Raw genomic sequence first — 7,244 nt, forward strand, 5'->3', positions numbered from 1 at the left:
TGTTGCGCTACAACCCGGGCGCGGATGTGGCGTTGCTTACCCGCGCCCATGACTTCGCCACCGCCAAGCACGATGGGCAGTTCCGCAAGAGTGGCGAGCCCTATATTATTCATCCGGTCGCTGTTGCTGATATCCTCGCGGAGCTGGAGATGGACGAGGCGAGTATCTCGGCGGGCTTTCTCCATGACGTGGTTGAGGACTGTGGGGTCACGCGCGACGAGATCAAAGAAAATTTCTCCGAAGAGATCGCGCTTTTAGTGGATGGTGTGACCAAGCTCAAGCTCGCCGACTTTGAGCGCCTCGCGCCTGAACTGGCCGCTGCCGCCAAAGAAGCCGCCGCTAAAGAGGCTGAGACCGGAAAAGTGGACCCGCGCCGCCGCAAGCGCCTGGAGACCCACTCGTCGTCGGAGAACCTCAGGAAAATTCTGCTAGCCACGGCGCGCGACTTTCGGGTGATGGTCATCAAACTCGCCGATCGGTTGCACAACATGCGCACCCTACAAGGCCTGCGCCCCGAGCGCCAGCAGCGGGTGGCAGAAGAAACCATGCAGATCTTCGCGCCGCTCGCCCACCGCCTCGGGATCTGGCAGGTGAAGTGGCAGCTGGAAGATCTTGCGTTTAAGTACCTCTATCCCACCGAGTACAAAGACCTCAGCGAGCGTATCGCCCGCACCCGTGTGGAGCGCGAGGACGATATCCGCGATGCGATCCAGAAGCTGCGCGATGGCTTCGAGCGCGCCGGGCTCAAGGCCGACATTCAGGGCCGCCCCAAACACCTCTGGAGCATCTACAACAAGATGATCAAGCAGGAGTTGGAGCTCACCGATATCTACGATCTCATCGCGCTGCGCGTCATTACCCCAACCATGCCCGAGTGCTACGGCGCTCTGGGGGTCGTCCACGAGACCTATCTGCCCATCCCCGGCAAGTTCGATGACTACATCGCCAAGCGTAAGGCCAATCTCTACCAAAGTCTCCACACCAAAGTCTATGGGCCGCGTGGCGAGCCGCTTGAGGTGCAGATCCGCACCTGGGAGATGCACAAAACGGCGGAGTTCGGGGTCGCGGCGCACTGGGCCTATAAAGAGCAGGGGGAAGGTGCAAAGGCCGGGAAAGATGTCTTTGAGCGCAAGATGGCGTTTCTACGCGCCCAGCTCTTCGATGCCCAGCAGGCCGAAGCCAACCCCGGCGAGTTCCTCTCCCGCGCTAGCGCCGATCTGTTCACCGACCAGGTCTTTGTCTTCACCCCCAAAGGCGATGTGCTGGATCTTCCCGCAGGCGCAACCCCGATTGACTTTGCCTACCGCGTGCACTCCGATGTCGGGGATCACCTGGTGCAGGCAAAAGTGAACGGGCGCGTCGTGAACCTCTCCTACAAGCTCCAGAACGGCGATATCTGCCAGGTGCTCACCCGCCCGCAGGCCACGCCGTCGCTGGACTGGCTGATGTTTGCCAAGTCCGGCCATGCACGCGGCAAGATCAAGAACTACTTCCGCAAGCTGCGCTACAGCGACAATGTCACCCAGGGCCGCGAGCGCCTTATGGAGGAGCTGGAGCGTCTCGGGCTCTCCACGACGATCCTCAAAGACAACAAAAAGATGCTCCCGGTCGCAAATACTCTCAATAAAGAGAGTGTCGAGGATTTGTTCGCGGCGCTGGGCTTTGGCGATGTGGCGCTCGGGATGGTGGTCAACCGCCTGCGCCCGGAGCTGGAAAAAGAGAAGAAAAAGGCGGGCGAAGACTTCTCCCGGCCCCGTGCCAAAGAGAAGCTCGCGCTGGCTCCCGGCGGCGTGGACGGGGTCGCAATTAGCCGTGGCCGCTGCTGCCTGCCGCTCCCCGGCGACGAAGTTCTGGGCTATGTCTCCCGTGGGCGAGGGATGATCCTCCACCGGGAGGGCTGCCCCAATGTCGCCGCCTACGAAGCCGAGCGCCTCAGCCCGATTGACTGGCACCCGCTAGAGACAGAGCGCTTCGAGACCGGCGTGATTATCGAGACCCTCGACCGCACGGGCCTCCTGCGCGATGTCACCGACTTCTTCTCCGAGAACAAAGTCTTTATCCTCGGCATCAACACCCGCTCGGATCGTACCAAAGGAATCGCCGTTCTCAGACTAGACTTTGAAGCGCCGTCGGCGGAGTCCGTCGAAGTCCTCGTGCGCAAGCTCCACTTCCTCGAAGATCTTCTCGCCATCCACCGCCTCGGAGTCGGCGCGGAAGACCCCAAGCCCGTCGAGCGAACCGTGAACATAAGCCCCTGAGAACAAGTCTCCGGGCTTAAGAGGGCGACGCGTCCCTTCGGACGCAGTAGACCCACTTGGCTGCGAAGGCAGCCGTCGCCCTCTTAAGCCGGAACCCTCGTGGTTCCGGACACTTCAGCACAAGGTACAATAGCGACAATGCTTCCTCTTGTTACTTTAACGGGCACGCCGCTGGAACAAGGCCGCCAGCACGGTGCGCAGCTCAAAGACCGCGTCGCGGCCAATATCGCAGTGTACTTTGATCGTTTCTTGCGCGAGACGCTACTAGAGCGCAAGCAAGTCCATGAGATTGCGGCGCAGTACGCCACGCATATCGAGCGCCAGAGCCCGGCGTACTTTGTCAATATGCAAGGCGTGGCCGAGGGCGGTGGGTTCGAGTTTCTCGATATTGTCGCGCTAAACGTGCGCTACGAGATTCTCTACTACCAGTTTGGCAAGATGGCGATGGCGCGCGAGGCGCAGGCCGATGGCTGCACGCTCTTTGCCCTGCTTCCCGAGGCGACCACCGAGGGGCACTTGATCATCGGGCAGAACTGGGACTGGATTCCCGAGGTGCAGGGCGCGGTCTTGCACACGCATGAGCCGGATGGCCTAGAGACCCTGGCCTTTACCGAGTCCGGGATTGTGGGGGCGAAGCTGGGCTTCAACTCTGCGGGAATCGGGCTGGCGATCAATGGGATCACCACCACTGACGACGACTGGACGCGATTTAACAAGCCCGCCCACGTCCGTTTTTATGAGATCCTGCGCCAGCGAGACTTCAACGACGCCGTCTCCGTGATTACGAGCGAGCCCCGCGCCTGCTCGACCAACTTTCTGATCGCGCAGCCCCCCGGCTTCGTGCTGGATGTCGAAGCCGCACCCGACACTGAAGGAATGCTGATGCCCGTGGACGGGGTGCTGACCCACGCCAACCACTTTGTCAACCCGGAAGCGCTCGGCCTCACCGAGCCACCCAACCCGCGCCGCATCTACTCGCGCCGCCGTGAAGCCCGTCTGGCAGAGCTGCTCTTAGCTGCAAAGCCGACCACACTAGACAAGATTCAGACCGCGCTTCGCGACACGCTCGACGAACCTTTTGGGCTCTGCCGCCACCGGAATCAGGAAGAGCCCCCGGAGCAACACTATGTCACGGTTACCAGCGCGATTATGGATCTGGATGCAAAGATTCTGCACCTCACCGACGGCCCCCCCGACCAGAGCGACTACCAGACGTTTTCGCTCTGAACCCATCCCAGAACCCATCCCCCCGGCCCCCATCCCTCGACGGGGGAAGGGGGAGAGGGAGAGAGGGCGGCTAGGCGGGGGAGTACCTTCCTTCGTAGAGGGAGGGTGGACGCGAGCTGTGCGAGTGGCCGGGTGGGTTCTGGGAGGGCTTCTAGCCCTTCCTGCACACGCGACGCCAGGCTACGCTAAGAAAGAGATGAAGCCCTGCATCTTCTGCCACGTGACGGCAAAAGGGGGCGGGGAGAACAACGCGCGGGGCCTCTACTACGCTAAGAACAACTACAGTCTCGCCGGGTTTGTCGAGCCACCCGTTTTAACCTATCCTAAGCGCGGTCTGCTCTCGGACTTGCGGGATCGGACGGGCTCAGGGTGGGAAGTGAGTCCCAAGAAAGTCGGCGATGGGCCGTCGGTGACCTACGAGGGCGAGACCATGCGCCTGGAGTATCTGGCCCGCCGCCCTGGAACGATTGCGCGGCTGAGCCACCGGCTGGAGGGCCTCAAAGATGGCGAGACCTACACGCTCTGGTTCACTGCTCGCGCCAGCCAGCCGTATGTGCTTCCTCTCACTGCCACCACAACCGCCGACAGCCAAGGCACGGTGCGCAATATCGGGCTGGAGGAGAGCTTCCGGCTGACCACGGAGGAGAAACCCTTCGCGGTGCAGTTCACCGTCAGCAACCCCGACCCTGAGAAGAACCTCCTGCTTTTCTCGATCGCCAAGACCACGACCGAAAACCCGACGCTCTGGATTAGCAACGTGAACTTGGCGGCGGGAACACCCAACCCGCCGCCGCCCGGCCTAGCTCTGGATGCGGCAGACAGTGATCCTACCAAAGTCCCTGATTTCGGTCGGGCACGCTTTGGCGGCATCTGGTTTATCAAGATTCCCGCTGGGATGTTCACGCGCGGCCTCGCCGAGCCACAGAAGAGCGTTTTGCAAAAAGCAGGGCTCTGGAGCAAGCTGGCGCTGGAGGAACAGCCAGCCCGCACGGTTCGCATCAGCAAACCCTTCTTTATCTCCGAGACAGAAGTCACGCAAGTACAGTGGCGAAAGTTCCGCGCAAACCCCTCGGCGTTTAAGGGAGACGAGCTTCCCGTGGACTCGACAAGCTGGGACGATGCCAGGGCCTACTGTCAGTGGCTGAGCAAGCGCAGTGGCGCGATATTTCGCCTGCCCACCGAGGCGGAGTGGGAGTACGCGGCGCGGGCTGGAAGTACGGGGCTGTTCCCTGCCACGAAAATGGATGAAACGGGCGAGATAACTCTGGAGACCCTGCCCAAGCTTGCCTGGGTCTTTGCCAACTCCGGGCAGAAAACCCATAAGGTCGGGCAGAAAGTGCCTAATGCCTGGGGGCTTTTTGATGTCTGCGGCAATGTCTGGGAGTGGTGCGAGGATAGCTATAGCAAGAGTTTCTACGCCACCAGCTCGCTCCTGGACCCCGTGGCCCGTGACCCTAGCGCCACCGAGCGCGTCCTACGCGGTGGCTGCTTCGCCCTTGATCCTGTCAAACAGCGCGTCAGCCAGCGCGGCGGCAACCTCCCCAGCTTCAAGAGCCCCTATGTCGGCTTCCGCATCGTCCGAGAGTGAGCGCTACTCCAGAGCTTCGATAACTCGTGGCTCGCGGAGGCGGAGCCAGCGGCCTGCGAGGGGGACAGAGATCGTCCAGGCGAGGGGAGCGAGCCAGCTCTCGGTGGTGAGGTAGGCGGCGGCGACGGCGATGAAAATATAGAGAATCGCGGTGGTGAAGTCCTGGCCGGGGTTTTGGGAGACGGCTTTTCCCAGCATCGGAAACGGCAGCCAGATGCTCACAAAGTTCCCCAGCGCCAGGAGTCCGACAATCCAGAGTGCTCCCGTACTCAAGTAGCCGCGCATTGCCGATGCAGGGGGGTGGGCGATGAGAGCATACTCCGTGAGCGTGAAGGCAACACAGGCGAGAAGGAGCGGAAAGAGCGCTAGGTTCTTACCCAGAATCCAGCGCTGGCGCTCCCCCGGAAAGCTCCAGAGCAACCGCCCCGCCGCGGACTCCGTGCCCCACTGGTTACAAGCACGCTCTAGTAGCCAGAAGAGAAGATAAAACACGACGCTTGTCCCCAGAATCGAGTCCCAGAGCACCCGTGGGGCATTGGTCGGGTAGAGAGTCAGCACGCCCACGGCCACCATCACCGCGCTGGAGCGGCTGAGCGCCCCGCGTAGCTTGGGCTCGCGCAGAAAATACGAAAGCTCCTTGGCGGCAATGGTCAAAATAGGGCCATGGGCAAGACGTACCAGTGGCGAGACCCCAACCCTGCCTCCTCCCTGCTCGGTCTCTGCACCCGCCCGATTGGCGGCCAGCTTTCCCGCGAGCAGTAGTGCTCCCCCACTCCAGACCAGCAGGCCCAGGCAGCCGGGGATACTGTGCTGTGCCGCCAGTCCCGGCGGCGTGAGGGAGAGATTGAGAGTGGGCTGGGCAGGTGCATTGGTAGTGGTGGCCCGGGCAGGTGCACGCGAGACCAGTAGCAAGACAGCAGCGGCGACAAAGGGCATCACGAAAGAAAAGCTCTCTCGCACCCGGCGGCTCCGTGCCAGTGCTCCCCCCAGAAAGAGCAAAACTTGGCCTAAAAGTATCGCGGTCAGAGTCAGTAGCATGAGAGGAACCAGCATCCGCAGACCAAAGTGGCGAGGCAGGGCAACCAAAATCGGGGAGAGCAGGAGCAGGCTTACGGGATCAAGAAACGCACCCGCTGCCAGGGCCGCCGCTAACGTCCTTGGCATTACCGGGTAGTGCAGAAGCCGTACAGGATCACCAGAGCCGGGCAAGATACTGGTGAGGGTGAGAGGCGTCAGGACAAGTACCACAAAGAGCCCAAGCAAGAACAGTTCTAGCGGATAGTGGTGCAGGTTTGAGGCAAACCGAATCAGGGGGGGCATTCCCACCAGCAACAGCATGATCGCCCCTAGCAAGGCAGGCTTGCTACTGAGGTAGCCACGGAGAGTGAGTTTCGCACTCAGCGTTACCAATAGCCAGAAGCGGCGCAGATCAAGCATGACGTTCTTTACGATCCTTCATAATCTGGCGTTCCCGTAGCGGTACAATAATGCCGCTATGAACAAGAAGACGATTTCAGATGTGGATGTGGTGGGCAAGCGGGTGCTGGTTCGCGTGGACTTTAATGTGCCTCAGGACGACTCCGGGGCCATTACCGACGACCGGCGGATTGAGGCGGCGCTTCCGACCCTCAAGGCGCTCCTAGAGGCAGGCGCGGCACTAACCGTGATGAGCCATCTGGGGCGACCTAAGGGCAAGATCAGCGACAAGTACAGCCTGAAACCCGTGGCAGAACGCCTGGCACAGCTTACCGGCGTGACGGTAAATCTCGCGACGGCATCCGAGAGCGACCCGCTGGGAATCGCAGCAGTGGCGCCTGCAGCAGGAACCATTGCGCTCCTAGAGAACACGCGCTTCACGGATGCCGAAGAGGGCAACGACCCGGCGCTCAGTGCCAAGCTGGCCGACCTCGCTGATGTCTATGTCAACGATGCCTTTGGGGCCGCCCACCGAGCGCATGCCTCAACCGAAGGCGTGGCGACGGTCTGCAAAAGCCAAGGCAAGCCGTGTGTGAGTGGTCTGCTGATGCAAAAAGAGCTGGACTATCTCGGGGGCGCGGTAATCAATCCCGCCCGTCCGTTTGTTGCCATCCTGGGCGGCAAGAAAGTCGCGGATAAGATTCCGGTGATCGAGAACCTGCTTCCCCAAGTCGACAGCCTGATTATCGGCGGCG

Annotated in this window: 5 protein-coding genes; 4 read left to right on the forward strand and 1 reads right to left on the reverse strand. The window is 61.3% G+C overall.

What is annotated here, in order from left to right:
- From RMO15_RS24750 to RMO15_RS24760, 3 genes are all read left to right on the forward strand, one after another.
- Positions 1-2,258: bifunctional (p)ppGpp synthetase/guanosine-3',5'-bis(diphosphate) 3'-pyrophosphohydrolase (locus RMO15_RS24750; protein ID WP_309718919.1), on the forward strand; the 2,258-nt coding region annotated here is incomplete at its 5' end.
- 138 nt (positions 2,259-2,396) lie between these two features.
- Positions 2,397-3,485: a C45 family peptidase gene (locus RMO15_RS24755; RefSeq protein WP_309718922.1), complete on the forward strand. Its 1,089-nt coding sequence runs from the start codon at positions 2,397-2,399 to the stop codon at positions 3,483-3,485.
- 118 nt (positions 3,486-3,603) lie between these two features.
- Positions 3,604-5,073, forward strand: a complete 1,470-nt coding sequence (locus RMO15_RS24760) for a formylglycine-generating enzyme family protein (protein ID WP_309718925.1) — start codon at positions 3,604-3,606, stop codon at positions 5,071-5,073.
- Positions 5,074-5,076: 3 nt separating this feature from the next.
- Here the strand turns inward: RMO15_RS24760 and RMO15_RS24765 are convergent, their stop codons facing one another.
- Positions 5,077-6,510, reverse strand: coding sequence for a hypothetical protein (locus tag RMO15_RS24765; protein WP_309718928.1), 1,434 nt, complete (start codon positions 6,508-6,510; stop codon positions 5,077-5,079).
- Positions 6,511-6,568: 58 nt separating this feature from the next.
- Between RMO15_RS24765 and pgk the strand changes: the two genes are divergently transcribed.
- The coding region (gene pgk, locus RMO15_RS24770) for a phosphoglycerate kinase (protein ID WP_309718931.1) at positions 6,569-7,244 on the forward strand (676 nt) is incomplete at its 3' end.

This window comes from Armatimonas sp. (genome assembly GCF_031410135.1).
GTDB lineage: Bacteria > Armatimonadota > Armatimonadia > Armatimonadales > Armatimonadaceae > Armatimonas.

What these genes read in the sequence shown, in the direction of transcription:
- RMO15_RS24765 (WP_309718928.1), bottom strand. Translation starts at nt 6,510, where the DNA reads ATGCTTGATCTGCGCCGCTTCTGGCTATTGGTAACGCTGAGTGCGAAA.
- RMO15_RS24755 (WP_309718922.1), top strand. Translation starts at nt 2,397, where the DNA reads ATGCTTCCTCTTGTTACTTTAACGGGCACGCCGCTGGAACAAGGCCGC.